The organism is Streptomyces hygroscopicus subsp. hygroscopicus, assembly GCF_030269125.1.
In the GTDB taxonomy this organism is placed as follows: Bacteria; Actinomycetota; Actinomycetes; order Streptomycetales; family Streptomycetaceae; genus Streptomyces; species Streptomyces hygroscopicus_C.
Genome location: NZ_BSSM01000008.1, coordinates 150,147 through 167,687, shown reverse-complemented (window position 1 = coordinate 167,687; position 17,541 = coordinate 150,147). Strand labels below are relative to the sequence as shown.

Below are 17,541 nucleotides of genomic sequence, written 5' to 3'. Positions count from 1 at the left end.
CTGGGAAATCTCTGGGTCTGGCAGGTCAGTTGATGCGTACGAGGTCCGCCTTCAGCACCCCCAGCAGACCGCCGTCGAGCGTCAGGTCGGTCTGCCCGGAGACCGTCGCGGAACGGCCGTGCACCCGCACCGAGTCGGTGCCGTCGATGTCCACGGAGGCGCCCTTCACACTGACCTTCCCGGTGCCCGCGTCGAGGGTGATGCCGCTCTCGTCCAGACGCACCGAGGACAGCGCGCGCCGCCCGCCGGCCGCGTACACGGTCAGCTCGATCCGGTCGTTGCGGTCGTCGAGCAGCACCTCCATGCGCTCGTCCGCGGTGCGCAGCCGTACTCCGGAGGGGCCCGGCGCCCGCGCGTCGAGCAGCTCCACCCGGTGCCCCGAACGGGACACCAGGGAACGGCGGTTGACCTTGCCGCTGGTCCCGTCGATCAGCGGCACGTCGTGCTTGGACGGGGTGTCCACGCCGTTGTACAGACCGCCGATGACGTACGGGCTGTCCAGCAGGCCCTGTTCGAAGCCGACCAGCACCTCGTCGTTGACCTCGGGACTGACCACGCCCCCGCCGCCCTTGCCGCCCCACTGCACGGTCCGCACCCAGTCGGACACGTACGTGTCGTCCAGCCAGGGGAACTTGAGCCGCACCGCGCCGCTCTGCGCACCGCCCGGCTCCCGCACGTCCGTCACCACACCGATCGCGAGGCCCGGGATGCGCGGCCCGCGACCGGGCGCGTTGGCGCCGGTCGCCAGGCCCGCGAGGGACCGGTCCGGGCTGGCGCTGACCCACACCGTGGTCCGGTAGCCGCCGTGCGGGTCCAGGCTGTGGTGCACGGCCGTCGCCGTGTAGCGGCCCGAGAACGCGGGCCCCACGTTGCCGAGCGCCACCGGCACCCCCGCCCGCAGCCGCGGACTGCCCTCCACCACCACTTCCAGCTCGCCGAACCCTGCGGCCACTTGCGCGGAGATCGCCGCCGCCGCGGCCGTCGTCTCGGCCTGTGTGCGGTACGGGGTGTCGGTCACCGTCAGCTTGGCGCTCGCCCCGAACGCGGACGCCAGCGAAGGGGAGAGTCCGGGCTGCACCGTCTTGCTGGTCACCGACGGCTGCCGGGCCACCAGCGGTGTCTTGGTGGTGACGTCCCAGCCGCGCACCTCCACCTGGGCCGCGCCGTCCGCACCCGACAGCGCGGCCCGCAGCGCCAGCAGGTTGCGCCCGTACTCCAGCACCATCGGGCTCTGCGTCGCCGGGGTCGACGGCGCGGGCGCCCCCGACGCCGGCTCGGGCCGGGTGAACTGGAGCACCCCCTTGTCGTCCACCCGCACCTGCGCACCGCTCTCGCCCGCCAGGTACTGGAGGAACTCCCAGTCGGAGACATTGGCCTGCGACAACTGCTTGTACGTGACCGGCGCGGCCTCCACCTTCCCGCAGGGCAGACCCGCGCTCGCGGCCACCTTGCGCACGATGGCGGCGGCCGTCATGTTCCGGTACGCCACGACCTTCCGGCCCCGCTGGAGCCGGTGCGCCTTGGAGTAGGCGCGCACCACCGTGAACGACCCGGTGCCGTCCCGGTCGATCTCGACCGCCGTGACCTCGCCGTTGAACAACTGCTCGCGCGCCTGTCCCGCGACCGTCACCACCGACACCCGCAGCGGCGTGCCGAGCGTGATGCCGGTCGACTTCAGGAACTCGTTGTCCGGATCGCGATAGGTGAGCACCGCCGTGTCCGGCAGCCCCACGTTCTCGTCCACCGCGCAACTCACCAGCTGCGCCGCCCAGATCTGCGGCAGCTCACCGGGCGCCTCCACCACGGGGTCCGCCGCGAACGACCGGCCGCCCCGCGCCTCGGGTGTCGTCACCGCTCCTCCTCACCGCCCGCGTCCCCGAGCGCCGGCACCACCAGTTCGGTGCCCGGCGGCAGGTCCATCGGGTCGTCGATCCCGTTCGCCTCCGCGATCACCCGCCAGGCCGTCGCGTCGCCGTACTCCCGCCAGGCCAGCAGTGCGAGGCTGTCCCCGGCCACCATGGTGTGCGTGCTGCGGGCCGTGCGCGCGCCCGAGGTGGGGTTCTGCCCCGCCGGGTCGACGCTCGCCTCCTCCACCGACAGCGAGCAGGTCGCCCGCAGCGGCTTGCCGTCCACGTCGAACAGCGTGTACGTCACCGAAAGCCCCGACATCACCCCGTCGAACGACGTGGTGCGGGCCGTGCCCCACTCGAACCGCACCCACGGGCTCGCCGGCTTCTTGCGGGCGAGGCTCGCCGGGGTCGGCACACACGCCTTCATCAGCTTCTCCACCGCCTGCTCGACCGAGTCGTCGTGCGTCGACGTCGCGTCGAGGAAGACCTCCAGGCTCAGTTCCCGGGGTCCGCTGCCCACGAACTCCGGCAGCGCCGACTGCCCGGCCATCCGGGAGGGGGTGCGCCGCCAGGTGGTGCTCTTGCGCAGCTGGAGCGTGGACGGATTGAACTGGAGGTTGAGCTGCGCGATGGTCCCGCCGGGTTTCGCGCCCACCGCCGACGGGGGCTCCTTCAGGGTCAGTTGGGCCCGAGCACGGCTGGTGCGGGGGGCGGCGGACATACCGGGAACTCCTTTCGGACGGATCGGGGGCGACGGGGTGCACGGGGGCGGGTCAGGAGGGCCGCAGCCCCTCGTGGGCGATCTCCAGGGTCTCCACCGCGGCCTGCGAGTTGGCCGGGTCGAACGACGGCCCCTCCCAGCGCACCGGCACGATGCCGAGCACCTGCCAGCTGATGATCCGCGACAGATCCGGTTTCAGCGCCACGATCTCCCCGTCCTTGGGCTCCACACGGCGCAGGGTCTGGTCCAGCCAGCGGCTGATCTTCATCGTGTCGGCGGTGACCGGCCGGGTCAGTGTGATGTTCGACCAGGTCACCCGGCCCGGCAGCTGCCAGGTGAAGCCGTTGTTGCCGCCTTCCGCGTAACTCTCCAGCTCCACCTGCGCGCCCATGCCGGAACACGTGTGGAAGGCGCCCAGATCGTTGCCGCCGATCTGGAGCCGGAAGAACACGCTCGTCGCGAAGATGTTGTCCGTCATCCGTGGGTCATCCGTTCCATGTCCGCTAGCGCCGTCCGTCGTAGGGGCGTCCGGCGCGTTCCCGTCCCCGCCGCATGTCGGCCCGGAGCAACCGGGCCAACGGGTCCAGCAGCCGCCGCGCCAGGTCCTCCAGGTCGACCCCGGGGTCCTGCGGCGCGGTCTGCCTCCTGTCGGCCGTCGCGGCCGGCGCCGGGAAGGAGGGCGGGGCGGAGGCCGAGCGCGGCCGGCCGCCCGCGGCTGCCTTGGCGTTCTTGGCGTCGCGCTGGACGAACTCGACGGGAACGGCCCCGGAGAGCACGGGGTCCGGCTCGGCCGGGCGGGTCGCGCGGACCACGGGCACGGGGAGGCCGGCGGGCGCGTCCGGCGGGGCCGGGGACGCCTGGAGCGGGGGAGCCTGCGCCTCGGTCAGGGGCAGGGCGGCACCGGTTGCCGCCCGCTGGACGGGGGTGTCAGGTCGTACGACGGGAAGCCCGGGGCGTGCCACGGGGGTCTGCCGCGCCTGGGGCGACCGGGGGGCGGCCGACCGTGCCTCCGGCGCCGGGTCCCGACGCCAGGAGGCGGCCACGACGGGGGGTCCGGCGGGAGCGGCGGGGGCGCCGGCACGTTGCATGCCCTCCGGCGCACGGGTGTTGGGGGTGAGCGGGCGGGCGGACAGCAGGGACAGGGCCGCGGTGGTCGTGGACCGCCGGGGCGCCGCGACGGCACGGGCCGTGACGACCGGGCTCGTGCCGTTCCCGCCCCGGGGGCCCGGCCGTCCGGGCGCCGCCGTGGTGCGCTGTACGACGCCGGACGCGTCCGTCGCCGGGGTGTCCGGCCGCGCGCCGGGCCGGGTCACCAGGGGAGTGGCCTGCGCGGAGCCCCCGGCGGGCGACGAGACGGGCGCCGGGCCTTGGGAGCCGGCCGTACCCGCCGCCCCCAGCAGCGGAGCCGTGGACGTGGGTACCGGACCGGCGTCCGTGCCCGGCCTCGCCACCCCGCGCTGGACGGGGGACGGGGCAGGGCGGCCACCGGTTTCCGCGGGACCGCGCGGTGTGGCGGTCGGCGGCAGTGAGGGAAGGGGCGCACCCAGACCGCAACGGGCGCGGGCCGCCGACGAGCCGGTCCGCTCGGCTCGGCGGGACGGAGCGGTCTCTTCGGGGACGGCCCGCCCCGGTCCGGACCGCGCCGCCGGGACGGCCGCGGAGCCGGGCTGACCGGAGGCGTCCGGCCGGCGCTGTACGACCGGCAGCCCCGGCCCGGTCGACGGCTCGGCGGCGCCCGACCGGTGGGCCGTGGCGGGGAGTTCCCCGTCGGCGGCACCGGCCGAGTCCCCTCGGCGCCGCGTCGGCGACAGCAGCGGGGCCTCGGTGCCGGGCACCGCCGCCTGCCGCCGCTCGACGGGCACCACGGGTCCGGGTGTCCGCCGCGCGTCGCCCGGGGTGGAGCCGGAGGCGTCCGCCTGGCGTTGGACGACGGGGAGCGCCGGTCCGGTCGCGGGGGACGCGTCGGGCGCGTGGGCGGCGGTCGGGGCGGGGGTCTCGTGTCCGGCGCCGGGAGCGTCCATCCGGCGCCGGACCCCGGGGAGCAGCGGCCCGGTCGGCGCCTGGGCGGCGGGCGCGGTGGAGCCGGCGGCGTCCGCCTGGCGTTGGACGACGGGGAGCGCCGGTCCGCTCGTGGGCGGGGTGCCGGGTGCGGGGGATGCCGCGGGCGCGTCGGCGGCGGGCCGGGCGGGGGTTTCGTGTCCCGTGGTGCCGGAGGCGTCCACTCGGCGCTGGACTCCGGCGAGCAGCGGCCCGGTCGGCGCCTGGGCGGCGGGCGCGGTGGAGCCGGCGGCGTCCGTCTGGCGCTGGACTCCGGGGAGCAGCGGCCTGGCTGTCGCCGGGGCGTCGGCCGCGGCGGCGCGAGAGGTCCCGGGGCCGCCGGCGGTCGGGAGTTCGCTGCCGGTGGCGTCGGGAGCGCGCTGTACGACCGGCAGCACCGGATCGGCGGCCGGCCGGGACTCGGCGGCGGCGGCGCGGACGACCTCCGGGCCGTCGGCGGCGACGGAGCCCGCGGCGTCCACCCGGCGCGGCACGTCAGGGAGCAGCGGCCCGGACGTGGTCCGGGCGTCGGAGCTGTCCGCCCCGGGCCGGACGACCGGGGGCAGCGGCCGGGTCGGCCGGACGTCGGCCGTGCCCGTCTCGCGCTGGACGACGGGAGACAGCGGGCCGGTGGCCGGGGAGACGCGGGCCGCGACGGCCGCCTCGGCGGGGGAGCCCGGAGCGGCTGCCCCGCGCCGCACGACCGGCAGCGCGGGACCGCTCGACGAACGGACCTCGGCCGTGACGGAACGGGCAGGACCGTCGGTCGCCAACGGAGCAGCCGTGGAGGGGAGTTCGCTCAACGGCGCACCCAGCGGGGCCCGCCCGGCCGGCCGGTCGGGGGCGGAGGCGCGCTGGACGGCACCGGTGGCGGGTTCCGGCCGCAGCGCGGCGACGCGGCGTACCGGACCGGCCGTCACCCGGCGGGCGACGGTCAGCGGGGGGCCCAGCGGCCGGGGTCGTACAACCTCCGCCCCGGCCCGCTCGGCACCCGTGGTCCGCGGCGCGGCTCCGGCGGCCGGAGCATGCGGCACCACGGCGACACGCCGTACCACCGGAAGCTCCGGTCCGGTCACCTGCCCGGCTCGCTCGGGGGTTTCCGAAGCGGCCGGAGAGCGCCGCGCCTGACCGGGGCCCCGTCCCCCGGCCCGCGCCACCCGCTGGACCCGGGCCGAGCCGGAACCGGACGCGGGAGCGGCACCCCCGCCGTCCCCCGCCTCCTCGGCCCCGTGTTCCGGCAGCGACCGCAACAGCAGCGGCCCGCCGCCCTCGTACCCCGATCTCTGTACGGCGGGTTGCGTGACGCCATGCACCAGGCCCGCCGGCGCCGAGGACAGCAGCCCGTGGCCGAGGCCCGTGTCGAAGGTGGGGTTCTGCCAGGAGGCGAGGCCGGAGCGGAAGGCGAGGCCGTCGCTGACGCCGAGCGGCGCGCGGGCCACGGTGAGCGTCGCGGGCGTCACCTGGCGCCAGCCACCGTCCCAGTCACCGGGCACGGACGACGACGCGCCCGCGGGCTCGGGGCCGGACGGAGCCGACGGCGCCGCCGAAGGCGTGTCCACGGGCCCGGCCAGTCGGCGTCGTACCCCCTCCCACCACCCCATGACCTCAACCACCCTCGTTCATACGGGCGTTGATACGAGCGATCTCGCCCACCCACTGCCGGCGCTCCGCATGGGTGAGGTCGAGGATCTCCTCGCGCTGCCAGTGGAAGTGATAGGCGATGTACGCGACTTCCTCCCGGAGCCGGGGAAGCGCGTACGTCACGATTCCCCCAGGCGCCCACCCGAGAGGTCGACCTCGAAGGCGCCCTCGCAGTGCGGGCAGGTCACCGCCGCGCGGGTGTGGCCCTCGCTGTTGACCCGACGGTAGAAGTCCTGGAGGAAGGCGACGTCGGTGGCGTACATCCGCTCCACGATCCCGGCGTGCACGTCGGTGATGCTGCCCAGCCGGGTGATCACCTGGCTGAGCAGCACCACACTGAGGTACGCGGGGTTCTCCTTGACCCGCAGATCGATCTGCGGCCGCAGCTCGTCGCGGGCCGTGGCGAGCCGCATCGACCCGCTGCGGTGCAGCGTGCCCGACTCGTCCACGTACCCGCGCGGCAGCTCGAACTCGAACTCGGTGCGCAGCCCGTGCTGGTGCGCGGCCGCGGGACCGGACGGTGGCGCCGGGGCCGGCGGCTGCTCGGGGGCCTGGGCGGGCGCCGTCGCGTCGAGGATCTCCTCCAGGCTGCCCGCCGTCACCGTACGGCGCCTCATTCGACGACGATCTCCTCGAACACGATGGTGACGGTCTCGGTCGCCGCCGCGGACTCACCCGCCTTGAGCGAGGGACCCTCCCAGCGGGAGGCCCAGCCCTGCATCAGCTGGATCCGGCGCACCGTCTCGCCCTTGGAGTCCTTGATCTCGATGGTCAGGTTCTGCCGGGCGGTGTCGACGGCACCGTTGTTCAGGGTCTCCTTGATCCACTTGGTGAACTCGCTGGACTTGTCGAGTCCCCGGGTGATCGTGATCTCACCCGCCTGCCGGGCACCCGGCTGCTTGCGGATGATCTGCTTGCCCTCCGAGGTGACCTGCCGTACCTCGACCACCTCCTCCTCGACGGTCAGCCCGCTGATCTCCTGGATCGACTCCACGAGATAGCCGCCGAGCTGCACGCCGAAGACATGGGTGGAAAGAGCATCGCCCTCTGCCATGACTGTTCGTCACCTTTCCTTGACCGACCCGCGGGTCACTGGTCTCACTCGTCGATGAGGCTGGTGCTGTCGGAGAACTGGGCCAGCCGGAAGACCACGAACTCGGCGGGCTTGACCGGCGCGACGCCGATCTCGCACACGACCCGGCCCTGGTCGATGGACTCCTGCGGGTTGTTGTCCCGGTCGCACTTGACGTAGAACGCCTCCTCGGCGGTACGCCCGAACAGCGCGCCCCGCCGCCATTCCTCGGTGAGGAACGCGGTGACATTGCGCCGGATGCTCGACCACAGCCGGTCGTCGTTCGGCTCGAAGACCACCCACTGGGTGCCCAACAGAATGGACTCTTCGAGGTAGTTGAACAGCCGGCGCACGTTCAGGTAGCGCCAGGCCGGGTCGGAGGACAGGGTGCGGGCACCCCAGATCCGGATGCCCCGGCCGGGGAAGGCCCGTACGCAGTTCACGCCGATCGGGTTCAGCAGGTCCTGCTCGCCCTTGCTCAGCCGCAGTTCCAGGTCGACCGCGCCGCGGATCACCTCGTTGGCGGGCGCCTTGTGCACACCGCGCTCGGCGTCGCTGCGCGCCCACACGCCCGCGACGTGACCGCTCGGCGGGACCGTGGTGTTGCGGCCGGCCGCCGGGTCGAAGACCCGAACCCAGGGGTAGTAGACGGTGGCGTACCGGGAGTCGTAACCGGCCTCGTCGTTGCGCCAGGTGCGCACCTGCTGGGCGGTGAGGCCCGGCGGGGTGTCCAGGACGGCCACCCGGTCGCCCATCTGCTCGCAGTGCGAGATCACCGCGAGCTGGACCGTGCGCACGCCCTCGGCGTCGATGTCACCGCGCTGATAGGCCCCCATCAGGTCCGGGACCGCCACCATGGTGATCTCGTCGATGGCCTCCAGACCGCCGAAGCCGGTGCGGGCGGCGGAGTCGCCGACGTACTCGGCCGGATCGAGGCGGGACACCTCGCCCGCGGCGGGGACCGCGGGGGCGCCCGGGGCGTCGGGCAGGGCCACCGTCTGGGCGGCGGGCCGGGCCTGGGTGGCGTCGCGCTGCTCGGTGACCTCGATCAGCTTGGAGGCGCGGACCTGGTTGACCACATAGCCCTTGACGTTCTTGCGGGTGGAGACGTCGTAGTTCTCCACCACCTGCTCACCGCGCCGGACCAGCAGCCTGAAGCGGTCCTCGGGGCTGTTGTCGCCCTCCGGGTCGGCGATCTCCACCGACACCCCGGACACGCCGGGCTTGGCCGCGACCAGGAACCCGCCGAGCGCAACCGGCTCGGGTGCCTGGACCTGCCGGGGCACCGACCCGCCGGCCGCGGGCGCGGCGGAGTCCCGGCCCGACCCGCCGATGCGGACCACGTAGGCCGCGCCGCCGCCGTTGGCGAAGTAGCCGTAGACGGCGTGGGCCAGGTAGGTGCCCTCGGTGAAACCGCCGAACAGCTGGGTGTACTGGTCCCAGTTGGTCACGAGGGTGGGTTCGTGGAAGGGTCCGGTCTGGGCGAAGCCGACGAACGCGGCGACGGCGGTGCCGACCCCTTCGATCGGTCGCGCACCGGACTGCACCTCCTCCACGTACACGCCCGGGGTGAGGTACGTCGGCATGCTCGCTCCTTCATGTGCCATCGGTGTCACCTGCGTCGACGTCGAGTCTCCGAGGCGGGTGCGGCATGGCGACAGGGGCGCACGGACCTGGGCGAGGGCAACCCCGCTGCCTTTCCGGGCGTCCGTACCCGGCACCGCCTTCCCTTTCGGGCAACGCGGGCCGCCGACAGGCCCCAGGACGGGGGAAGGCCGCTGGACAGCGGGTTCTTCAGGAGTCCGCCAGCACGTCCCGCGTCCACGGTCCGAACTCGCTCTCCAGTACGAGCCGGCCGAGCTTGCGGTACTCCTGCGCGACGGCCGCCACCAACTGCCGCATGGTGAGCGGAAGTCCGGACTCGGCCGCCAGGTACGCGGCGGTCACCGCGCACGCCCGGATGGAACCGCCGGCCAGTTCGAAGCGTTCCGCGCAGAAGCCGAGGTCGAGGTCGGCGGCGCGCGGCAGCTGCCCGCCCAGGCACCGCTCCCACAACGCGAGCCGCCCGCCGGTGTCCGGCACCGGGAAGTCCGCGATCACATCGATCCGCCGGGTGAACGCCTCGTCCAGGTTGGCCCGCAGATTGGTGGTCAGCACGGCGATGCCGTCGAACGACTCCATGCGCTGGAGCAGGTACGCCGACTCGATGTTGGCGTGCCGGTCGTGCGCGTCCTTGACCTGTGAGCGCTTCCCGAAGATCGCGTCGGCCTCGTCGAACAGCAGCACCGCGTTGACCGCGGACGCCTCGGTGAAGATCCGCTCCAGGTTCTTCTCGGTCTCGCCGACGTACTTGTCGACCACCGTGGACAGGTCGACCACGTACAGGTCCATGCCCAGATCGGCCGCGACCACCTCGGCGGACATGGTCTTGCCGGTACCCGACTCCCCGGCGAACAGCGCGATCACCCCCCGCCCGCGACCGCCGCCGGGCCGCATCCGCCACTGCCCGAGCACCTGCTCACGGTGCCGGGCGCGCACCGCCAGCTCCCGCAGCCGGCGGTGGGTCGGCGCGGGCAGCACCAGGTCGTCCCAGCCGACGGCCGGTTCCACCCGGCGGGCCAGCCGCGCGAGCCCCGCCCCGTTCTGCGCCCGTACGGCGGCCCGCAGATCGTCGGGACGCACCGCGCGGTCGGCCAGCGCGGCCGTGCGCACCGCGGCGCTCGCGGCCCGGCGCAGCTGCCCGCCGTCCAGCCGGTGCGCGGCGACCGCCGAGGCGAGCGCCTGCGCGTCGGCCGGGGCGATGCCGTCGGAGCCGGCCCGTTCGAGCGCGTGCCGCCAGCGCGCGGCCTGGCGCGCCGGCGAGGGCGGGGCCACCGGGAGGACCACCGGGGTGTCGGCGGCCCAGGCCGGGTCCCAGCCGTCCGTGCCGTACGTGAACAGCGGAATGCCGCGCAGCGCGGCGCACAGGTCACGGGTGACGCGCTCGCGTTGGGCGGGCTCCGGGGGCAGCGCCTCCAGCGGGCCGAGGACGACTCCCGCGCCGGACAGCCGGGCCTCCAGCGCCGCCACCCGGGCGAGCGCGGGCACCTCGGCGGAGCGCCGGGCGAGCGCGGCCGTGTCGAGGACCAGGGGGCGGAGCCCGGCCGCGAGCAGGGCCGCCACCGCGAGGCCGGACGCGTCGCCGCCCCGGTCCAGCAGGTGCACCAGTCCGGGGCCGGAGCGGGCCGCGGCGGCCGCCCGGTCGACGTCCGCCGTCCCGGCCGTGGGGTCCGGGCCGGCCTCGCCGAGCACCCCGGCGAGCCGCGCGTCCGGCTCCGTGCCGCCCAGCAGGTGCGCGCTCACCCGGTCCGGAACCGCCAGCACCCGCGACAGCGGCGGCCGCTCCGGCTCGGTGACCTCCAGCAGGCCGCCCGCGATCAGCGGAGCCCCGGGGGAGAGCCGGAAGCGGGCCGCCGACGCGGTGGGCAGGCCGCACAGTTCGAGCGCGAGGCCGACCGTCGGACGGCGGCGCGTCAGATCGTCGTTGAGATAGCCGTACAGCCGCTCGAAGCGGGGGTCGAGGTCCGGTGCGAGGGCGACCAGCAGCAGATCCAGGTCCAGTGGCGAGAGACCGAACCGCCCGGCCAGGAGGCCCGGTCCGGATGTCGGCGGCACCGGCGGCGGCTCGTGGCCGGGCAGGCCGAGGCCGCCCCGCTCGTCCAGGATCCGCTCGACCGCCTGCGGGGTCAGGTACTGGCCCCGGTACGGGTCGTCGGGATCCGGATCGACGGCGCGCCGCGCGGCCACCGCGTGCCGCACCCGCTCCTCGACCAGCCGCAGCCGCGCCCACAGGGCGTCCACCTCGGCCTCGGTGGCGTACATCAGGGCTGCCGCCTCCCCCTGCGCCGCCGGGCCGGAACCGGGGGCCGCTCACGCGGGCCGGCGAAGCCCTCCGTGCCGGGATCGCCCACCTCCTCGTACCGCAGCCGCCGTCCCGGCGCGGGCTCCTCCCCGGGCCGCGGCCCACCGGTGCGCACCACGAGTCCCTCGGTCACCGGCGGCGCGGCCGGACGCGCCGCGGCGGCGAGCGGAGCGCGCACCAGGACCCCGAGCGACGGCTTCAGCTCCCCGTCCAGCGCCGACCACACGTCGGACGCGGACGGCGCGTCGGCACCGGCCGCGGCGGTCTCCAGCGAGACGGTCAGCCCGAGGTCGGCGAGCGAGCCGGTGAGCAGGTGCTCCGGCAGCGCGTCCGCGCTCACCAGCGTGCCCAAGACCTGTGACAGCAGACGGTGTTCGTCCTGCGGACGGCTCGCCCACGCCGTGACGAGATACGTCAGCTCGAACCAGCGCGGCGGGGTGCGCCGCGCCACCACGTACCCCTCGGCGTCGTGCACCTCCCCGGCGCCGCTGCCGCGCCGGGTGGCGTCCTCCTGGATGTGGCACAGGAAGACGCAGACCGTGGGCGCGTTGCGGCGGGCCGCCCACTCGCGGGTCGGCGCGTCGAAGACCACCTCGACCCCGGACGCCTCCAGCCCGGACCCGGCGAGCAGCGCGCGCAGCGCCTCGTCGACCTCGTGGATCACCGGCGGGTCACCTCGTCGGGCGGCTGCACGCTGCCCGTCACGACCAGGAAGTCGGTCTTCACCGGGGAGAAGCCGGGTCCCCGCGCGGTGATGGTGCGCGGTCCCGTCTGGTCCTTGGCGAGGATGAGCAGCTGGCCGATGAAGGTGCCGTCCGGCCCCGGCACGGTCGGCGCGGCGGCGGCGGTGATGCCCGGCTTCCAGGTGAAGCGCACCGGCACGCCGGGCGGGAAGTCCTTGCCGCGCACCGAGGTGACGAAGCCGGGCTTGCCGATCGGCGGCACCGCGACGATCTTCGGCTGGAGGACGCGCAGGGTCGTGCCGGCCTTGTTGTCCCGCGGGTCGGCGTCCGTTCCGGTGGTGGTCAGGACGCCGGTGGCCCGGCCGGTCAGCGCGTGGTCGGGGGCGAGTACGACCCGTACGACGGTGCTGTCACCCGGCGACAGGTCCGGCAGCGCGCACACCCAGGAGCTGTCGCAGCCCGGCGGCGGACCGCCGTTCGGGATCCCGGCGGGCAGCGAGACGCGCAGCCGGAGCCCGGTCGCCAGCGCGTTGCGGCCGTTGCGCACGGTGTACGTCACCACGACGCGGCCGCCGACATAGCCCGGTTCGGGCTGGGCGGTCACCCGCACCCCGGGACCGGCCTCGGGCGCGGGCGGCGGAGGCGGCGGGGTGGGCGTGGGGGTCGGGGTGGGGGTCGGGGGCGGCGTCGGCGGGGCGGGCGGGCGCACCGGCACCACGGTCCGCGCGGCGTTGTCCCCGGGCCGCGGGTCGATCACACTGCCGGTGACCGACCAGTCGATCGGCTGGTCACCGGTCACGGTGCCGGTGACCGCCACGGTGACCGGCACCGTCCTACCCGGCGGCACCACCCCGAGGTCGCACTGGAGCGTGGCCGCGTCGCACGTGCCGCCCGGATAGGTGACCCCGGTGACGGTCACCCCGGCCGGCGGCGCCACGGTCAGCCGGGTGCCGGGCGAGGCGGCCGGGCCGTTGTTGACGACGTCCACCCGCAGGTGCGTGGAGCTGCCGACCGTCACCGGGGGAGCCGTGCCCGGGGCGTGCACCGCCAGGTCCACCGACTGCTCGACGCCGGGTTCCTTCTGCCGCCCCGGCAGCTGGGCGGTGAGCGGGGAGACGTGACCGGTCGCCAGGGTCAGCACGTAGAGGTGCTCGGGGCAGTTGACCGGAGCGTCGTCGCGCGCGCTGAACACGATCCGGGAGCCGTCCGCCGTCCAGGCCGCGTCGCGCGGCTGGTGCGGTCCGGTGACCGTGGTGTCGGGCAGCTGCCGGTGGCAGGCGTCCGCGGTGTTCCGCGCCGCCTCGGGCAGCAGCACCCGGCAGTCGCCGCCGGAGACGGAGGTGAGCACCAGGCCGTTGCGCTCGTCGACGAGGCCGCCGCCGTTCTTGCGGTTGAAGGCGATGGAGCGGCCGTCGGGGGAGAACGCGGGACTGTCGTCGATGACCGAGCAGGTGCCGGGGCAGTTCGCCGCGCTGAGGTCCTTCTGCTGGTTCAGGTCGTCGATCGGGACGGTCCAGATGTGCTTGTTGCCGCCGTTCCCGTCGATCACCTCGTTGCGGGTGAAGGCGAGCAGGGTGCCGTCCGGGGACCAGGTGGGCTGGGCGTCGCTGCCGCTCTGCTGCCCGGCCGGCGGAACCACCTCGTGCACGATCGCGCCCGTGCCGGCGTCGGCGATCAGGATGCGTCCGGGACCGGACGCGGAACCGACCCCGCCGGGCGAAGTCCGGGTGAACGCGAGGTACTTGCCGTCGGGGGAGAACGTCGGGTCGGTGTCCCAGTCCCGCGGACCGCGCCCCGCCAGCGGCATGGCCGCCTTGTTCGTGCCGTCGGCGTCCGTCGTCCAGATCCGCTCGATCCGCTCCTGGCCACCGCCCTCGAACCGGGTCACCACGATCCTGCGCCCGTCCGGCGTGTAGTTCTGCCGCTCGGTCCACGGGTCGTACCCGGCCGCCGGGTTGAACAGCGGGTCCTTGGCCGGGTCGGTGTTGGTGTCGGCCGCCGGGTCCTCCTTGAGCACGTCCACCCCGAGATCGCGCGGATCCGAGCCGTCCAGCCGCACGTCCTGGAGCGTCGCCACATGCGCCTCGGGCTCGCTGAGCCGGACCACGACGGGGTAGCCGCCGTCCGCCGGACCGACCCAGGTCGCGGAGGTGACCTCGCGGTTCTCGCTGAGGATCAGCTGCGGGGTCTCGTCCGCGCGCGCGTGGATCCGGAACACGTGGTCCCAGTCGCCCTCGCAGTTGCACGTGCGGTCGGTGCTCAGGAACAGCACCCGGTCCCCGTCGGGCAGCCACGCTGCCCCGTGGGTGCGCCAGTTCGCCCACGAGCCGGCGAGCAGCGGCTGGTCACCGTCAGGACCGCCGGTCTCCCGCAGCCGGGGCCCGGTCTTCGAGTCCGCGGTGTACGTGTACGCCAGGAGGTCCCGGTGCGCCGCGTCGTTCACCGGGTTGAACACCGGCTCGGTCGCCTTGCCGCCGAGTGCTCCGGTGAGCGCGGTCGGGTAGCCGCCGGCCAGCGGGCGCGCGTAGATCTGCGCCCCGGCCCCCGCGTCCGGGTTCGCGCTGTAGGCCAGCCGCTTTCCGTCCGCCGACACGGTGGGGCTCTGCTCGTCGTACGGCGTGTCGGTCAGCCGGGTCAGGCCGGTGCCGTCGGTGCGCACCAGCCACAGGTCGCGCTGCTTCTTGCCGTTCGGGCCGCCCGGCTCCGCCGAGTCGAACACCACCGAGCCGCCGTCCGGGGTCAGCCGCGGATGTGCCGCGTCCCGGCCGCTGGTGAGCTTGCGCACCGAGCCGTCCGGTGCGCGCAGGTAGATCTGCGGACGCCTCTCGTCGCGGCGGCTCGCGAACACCAGGGTGTCCCCGAGCGCCGTCGCCTGGACGTCGTAGTGCGCGGGGCCCGTGCCGAACAGCGGATCGCTGGACTCGGTGGAGGAGACCCGGCCCAGGCTGCGGTGCCCGGTGCCCGCGTACGCGACCCGCGCGGGCGCGGTCGAGGCGGCCGTGGGCCGGACGGGGTCGGCCCCGCTCGGTGCCGAGGCCGCGGTCACCGCGAGCAACGGGACCAGCAGCAGCAACGAGGCGCCGAATCTCCCCAGCCGGCGCTGCCCGCCGGGGCCAGCGGTGCCGTTCACGGTCCACCTCGCAGTCTCGGTACACATGGGTGCGCCCTGCCACTGTGCGGTACGGGCGCGCGGCGCGGCAGGGCGGCGGGGACTCTCCCGGGGGAAGGCCGGCTTGCGCTTTCGGGCAGCCCCCGGGTGCCCGGACAGCCGTCCGCCCGCCGCCGAGCCCTTCTCAGATCAGCCCGTTGCGCAGCGCGTACCCCACCGCGTGGGCCCTGTTGCGCAGTTGGAGCCGTGTGGTCACCTCGTGCAGCACGTTCTTGACGGTCCGTTCGGAGTACGACGTCTTCTCGGCGATCTCGGCCGTGTCCAGACCCTCCGACACCAGGCGCAGCATGTCCGCCTCGCGCGCGGTCAGCGTGGACAGGGACAACCCGCGCGGATCGAGCGCAGAACGCTGAAGGCTGCCGACGTGGGTGAGGAGCTTGCCCAGCAGGTCGCCGGGCAGCACGCCCTCGCCCCTGGCCAGCGCCAGCACCAGGTGCAGCAGCCGGTCCTGGTCCGCCTCGGAGCGCCGCAGCACCGCGCCCACCCCGCACTCGATCACCCGTTGCAGCGCCGCGGATTCGAAGGTGCCCACCACCAGTCCGGTACGGGTGGCGGTGTTGCGCTGCAGCCGTTGCAGCAGGGCCGTCACCTCGTCGTCCACGGTGTCCACGACCACGAGCGAGATCTGCGCCCCCTCCGCGTCGCCTTCGGACAGGAGCTCTAACTCCGGGCGCTGCCGCAGCTGCTGGACGACGCCGATGTGCAGGACCAGATCCTGGGCATAGACGGCCACGGTCACCCGGGCCGGGCGGCCTACGGAGGCGGGTGCGGTCCCGCCGGGCATATGGACGATCATGAGCGTACTTTCTTTCGCAAAGCCGGACGTGGCTGGCGTACTTCAGGACGCGGCCCGAGCGACGGCGGTGGCGCCCGGGTCGGTGGGATGGAGCACACATGACGCCTCGCGGCGTCAGCGGCCGTACCTGTCGGTGGAGTCGGCCTTGGCCGCTGCGGGCACCTCGACTGCCCGGGTGTTGCCCCCGCATCTCTCGTGGCACGTCGGCCGGGGCCCTACCGTCGTGGCGTGACGCCATCTGCAGCCTCTTCCGGACCCGGCGCCCCCGGCCTCGACATCCCGGCCGTGTCGGTGACCCCGGGCGGCACCGCGACCACCAGTCTGACCGTGCGCAACGACAGCGACATCGTCGAGGCGTACACGCTGGAGGTGGTGGGCGACTGCGCGCCCTGGGCGACCGTGGAACCCGCGCGCATCTCGCTCTACCCCGGCACCTCCGAGACGGTGACCATCACCCTGGCCCCGCCCCGCTCGCCCGAGGTACGGGCCGGCGACGTGCCGCTCGGCGTGCGGGTGCTGCCGGCCGAGCATCCCGAGTCGGTCACCGTGCCCGAGACCACGGTGCACGTCGAGGAGTTCCACGAGCTGCGGACCGAGATCCTCCCGCGGCGCCGGCGCGGCTGGCTGCGCGGCCGCTACCGGGTGGCGGTGCGCAACGAGGGCAACACCCCGACGCGGATCGGCTTCCGGCCCGAACAGGCCGGTGAGGAACTGCGGTTCGGGTTCACCCCGGCCAACCTGGACCTGGCGCCCGGCGAGTCGGCGGAGACCCGGCTGCGGGTGCGCATCGGCAAGCCGGTGTGGTTCGGCAAGCCGGCCGTCTGGCCGTTCACCGTGCACACCACCGACGGCGCGGCCGAGGAGCATGCGCAGGCGGATGCGGGCGCCCGGCCCGCGACGAACGTACGGCCCCCGCTGGACGCCGAGTTCGTCCAGATCCCGATCTTCCCGAAGTGGCTGCTCGCACTGCTCGCGGCCATCCTCGCGCTGCTGCTCGCCTGGTTCGCCCTGGTGCGTCCGGCGGTGCGCAGCGCGGCCCGGCAGGCCGCCGACGAGGTGGTCCAGCCGCGGCCCACGCCCGGTGGCGGCAAGAACGGGCAGTCGCCCGGCACCGGCGACGGCACAGGCGCCGGCAACGGCACGGGGAAGGAACAGGGTGGCACCGGGCAGGGCGTGCCCGCGGGCGGCGGGTCCGGCGGCACCGGCGCCGGCACCTCGGTGGGCGGCGGTGAGCAGAGTTCGACCACCATCGACGTGGAGACGTCCGGCGGGCAGGACAAGACCGGCAGCTACACGGTCCCGCAGGGCAAGGTGTTCGGCATCACGGACATCGTGGTCGCCAACTTCCAGGGCGACGAGGGGGTCATGACCATCACCTTCGGCGATCGGAAGATCACCACGATCGCGCTGGAGACCTTCCGCAACCAGGACTACCACTGGGTCACCCCCATCGAGATCCCCGCGAACGCCACCGTCACCGCGAAGGTCACCTGCGCGAAGCCGGGCACACCGGCCACGGGCCGTCAGGCACAGCAGTGCCATGAGGTACTGAATGTAAGCGGTGTCCTCGCTGACGTCGCACGATGAGGTGGCTTTTCTGAAAATAGTTCGCCTGGTGTGGCCGGTGAGGGAAGGGGAGACTTTCACTCCGTCCGAAAACCGATACCGGGA

Annotated in this window: 13 protein-coding genes; 1 reads left to right on the top strand and 12 read right to left on the bottom strand. The window is 74.6% G+C overall.

Annotation, left to right across the window (positions count from 1 at the left end):
• Window positions 1-25: 25 nt before the first annotated feature.
• The 12 genes from QSK45_RS19400 to QSK45_RS19345 form a co-directional block, all read right to left on the bottom strand.
• Complete coding sequence (locus tag QSK45_RS19400) at window positions 26-1,852, bottom strand: VgrG-related protein (protein WP_285558526.1); 1,827 nt, start codon at window positions 1,850-1,852, stop codon at window positions 26-28.
• Window positions 1,849-2,571 carry a CIS tube protein gene (locus tag QSK45_RS19395; protein ID WP_285558524.1) on the bottom strand — a complete coding sequence of 241 codons (723 nt, stop codon included), beginning with the start codon at window positions 2,569-2,571 and terminating at the stop codon, window positions 1,849-1,851. The genes QSK45_RS19400 and QSK45_RS19395 overlap by 4 nt, the downstream gene beginning before the upstream one ends.
• A gap of 52 nt (window positions 2,572-2,623) precedes the next feature.
• Window positions 2,624-3,049, bottom strand: a complete 426-nt coding sequence (locus QSK45_RS19390) for a phage tail protein (protein ID WP_285558522.1) — start codon at window positions 3,047-3,049, stop codon at window positions 2,624-2,626.
• 25 nt (window positions 3,050-3,074) lie between these two features.
• Complete coding sequence (locus tag QSK45_RS19385) at window positions 3,075-6,209, bottom strand: hypothetical protein (protein WP_285558521.1); 3,135 nt, start codon at window positions 6,207-6,209, stop codon at window positions 3,075-3,077.
• A 4-nt stretch (window positions 6,210-6,213) separates the two neighbouring features.
• Window positions 6,214-6,372, bottom strand: a complete 159-nt coding sequence (locus tag QSK45_RS19380; RefSeq protein WP_164932503.1) for a DUF6760 family protein — start codon at window positions 6,370-6,372, stop codon at window positions 6,214-6,216.
• Entirely contained in the window at window positions 6,369-6,866 is a 498-nt protein-coding gene (locus tag QSK45_RS19375; RefSeq protein WP_285558512.1) for a hypothetical protein, read from the bottom strand. Before QSK45_RS19375 ends, QSK45_RS19380 begins: the two co-directional genes overlap by 4 nt.
• Window positions 6,863-7,303: a phage tail protein gene (locus tag QSK45_RS19370; RefSeq protein WP_285558508.1), complete on the bottom strand. Its 441-nt coding sequence runs from the start codon at window positions 7,301-7,303 to the stop codon at window positions 6,863-6,865. Before QSK45_RS19370 ends, QSK45_RS19375 begins: the two co-directional genes overlap by 4 nt.
• Window positions 7,304-7,347: 44 nt before the next feature.
• Entirely contained in the window at window positions 7,348-8,907 is a 1,560-nt protein-coding gene (locus tag QSK45_RS19365; RefSeq protein WP_285558506.1) for a phage tail sheath family protein, read from the bottom strand.
• A gap of 208 nt (window positions 8,908-9,115) precedes the next feature.
• Window positions 9,116-11,182, bottom strand: a complete 2,067-nt coding sequence (locus QSK45_RS19360; RefSeq protein ID WP_285558504.1) for an ATP-binding protein — start codon at window positions 11,180-11,182, stop codon at window positions 9,116-9,118.
• A complete protein-coding gene (locus QSK45_RS19355) occupies window positions 11,182-11,886 on the bottom strand; it encodes a Pvc16 family protein (RefSeq protein WP_285558502.1) in 705 nt (234 codons plus the stop codon). Before QSK45_RS19355 ends, QSK45_RS19360 begins: the two co-directional genes overlap by 1 nt.
• Window positions 11,883-15,035: a hypothetical protein gene (locus tag QSK45_RS19350; protein ID WP_490993588.1), complete on the bottom strand. Its 3,153-nt coding sequence runs from the start codon at window positions 15,033-15,035 to the stop codon at window positions 11,883-11,885. Before QSK45_RS19350 ends, QSK45_RS19355 begins: the two co-directional genes overlap by 4 nt.
• Before the next feature lie 163 nt (window positions 15,036-15,198).
• Window positions 15,199-15,870 (bottom strand): helix-turn-helix transcriptional regulator, encoded by a 672-nt coding sequence (locus QSK45_RS19345; RefSeq protein ID WP_285558501.1) that lies wholly within the window; start codon window positions 15,868-15,870, stop codon window positions 15,199-15,201.
• Window positions 15,871-16,098: 228 nt separating this feature from the next.
• On the opposite strand from QSK45_RS19345, the gene QSK45_RS19340 reads away from it, so the two are divergent.
• On the top strand, window positions 16,099-17,457 hold the full coding sequence (locus tag QSK45_RS19340) for a COG1470 family protein (protein WP_285558498.1): 1,359 nt from the start codon (window positions 16,099-16,101) through the stop codon (window positions 17,455-17,457).
• The last annotated feature ends 84 nt before the right edge of the window (window positions 17,458-17,541 follow it).

Bases quoted from the DNA above. Each gene is read 5' to 3' on its own strand.
- QSK45_RS19385 (WP_285558521.1), bottom strand. From the start codon at position 6,209: ATGGGGTGGTGGGAGGGGGTACGACGCCGACTGGCCGGGCCCGTGGAC.
- QSK45_RS19395 (WP_285558524.1), bottom strand. From the start codon at position 2,571: ATGTCCGCCGCCCCCCGCACCAGCCGTGCTCGGGCCCAACTGACCCTG.
- QSK45_RS19370 (WP_285558508.1), bottom strand. From the start codon at position 7,303: ATGGCAGAGGGCGATGCTCTTTCCACCCATGTCTTCGGCGTGCAGCTC.
- QSK45_RS19360 (WP_285558504.1), bottom strand. From the start codon at position 11,182: ATGTACGCCACCGAGGCCGAGGTGGACGCCCTGTGGGCGCGGCTGCGG.
- QSK45_RS19345 (WP_285558501.1), bottom strand. From the start codon at position 15,870: ATGATCGTCCATATGCCCGGCGGGACCGCACCCGCCTCCGTAGGCCGC.
- QSK45_RS19390 (WP_285558522.1), bottom strand. From the start codon at position 3,049: ATGACGGACAACATCTTCGCGACGAGCGTGTTCTTCCGGCTCCAGATC.
- QSK45_RS19375 (WP_285558512.1), bottom strand. From the start codon at position 6,866: ATGAGGCGCCGTACGGTGACGGCGGGCAGCCTGGAGGAGATCCTCGAC.
- QSK45_RS19365 (WP_285558506.1), bottom strand. From the start codon at position 8,907: ATGCCGACGTACCTCACCCCGGGCGTGTACGTGGAGGAGGTGCAGTCC.